1 protein-coding gene is annotated in these 1328 nt (G+C 44.7%); it reads left to right on the top strand.

The features are described from left to right. A partial coding sequence (locus C9J46_RS21265) for an Orn/Lys/Arg decarboxylase N-terminal domain-containing protein (RefSeq protein ID WP_304592079.1) occupies nucleotides 1–1328 on the top strand: 1328 nt, incomplete at both ends.

The raw sequence follows: 1328 nt of genomic DNA, 5'->3' as shown, positions 1-1328 counted from the left end.
GCTCTCGTTATTGAGCACCAAAACATTACTCCAAACAGCTTTGCCGATCGTGCAACTAAATCATTAATCGCTGAATTAGAAAGCCGTACTATCGAAATCGTTACTGCCACTTCTTACGAAGATGCACGTGCGGTTATCATGGCATCTCAAATCGATAGCCTTGTATTGGCTCTTGAAAAAACTGAAGAGCAAATCGTTAACTCTCACGAAGAAGTTGATTTGTTAGCAGCACTACAAGCACGTCAACCTGAAGTGCCAGTATTTCTACTAGCAGAACGCGCTCGTACTTCTATTCTTAACAACCGCCAGTTAATGGAACGTGTTGATGAGTGTTACTCAGTACTAGAAGATACTGCAGATTTCGTTGCTGGCCGTATCGTTGCTGCTATGCGTCGTTACCGCTCACAAGTGCTACCGCCTTTCATGAAAGCGATGATGCACTACAACGACATCCATGAGTACTCATGGTCTGCGCCTGGTCACCAAGGTGGTATCGGTTTTACTAAGACCCCTGCTGGTAACCAATTCTTCGAATTCTTCGGCGAAAATCTATTCCGTACCGATATGGGTATCGAACGTGCAGCACTGGGTTCTCTACTTGACCACAGCGGCGCATTCAAAGATTCAGAAGTTGAAGCTGCTAAAGTATTTGGTGCTCACCAATCTTACTCTGGTATCGTAGGTACTTCTGGTTCAAACCGTACAATCATGCAAGCATGTTTGAAAGATGACGACATCGCTATTTGTGACCGTAACTGTCACAAATCAATCGAGCAAGGTCTGATCTTAACGGGTGCACGCCCTATCTACATGGTACCTAGCCGTAACTGTTACGGTATTATCGGTCCAATCAGCCAAGTTCAAATGAGCAAAGAAGGCATCGCACTTAAAGCTAAAAATGCGGGCATTCCTTTCAACGCTGATGAGAAAAAAGCGAGCTACGCGGTTGTAACTAACTGTACTTACGACGGTTTATGTTACCACTCTGAAGTGACTGAAGCGCTACTAGGCGAAAGCTCTAGCCGTATTCATATGGATGAAGCATGGTTCGGTTACGCACGTTTTAACCCTATCTACAAGGGTCACTTCGCAATGCGTGGCGATGCTAAAGACCACAAAGGTCCAACAGTATTTGCAACTCACTCAACTCACAAGTTATTGAATGCATTGTCTCAAGCATCATACATTCACGTACGTAACGGTGAAGACGCGATCAACTTTGACCGTTTCAACCAAGCATACATGATGCACACTTCAACATCGCCACTATACGCAATCTGTGCGTCTAACGATGTTGCAGCTAACATGATGAAAGGCGAAAGTGGTAA

The sequence above is a fragment of the Photobacterium sp. GB-36 genome (assembly GCF_003026135.1).
Classification (GTDB): Bacteria; Pseudomonadota; Gammaproteobacteria; order Enterobacterales; family Vibrionaceae; genus Photobacterium.
This window is presented reverse-complemented; position numbering and strand designations above follow the sequence as displayed.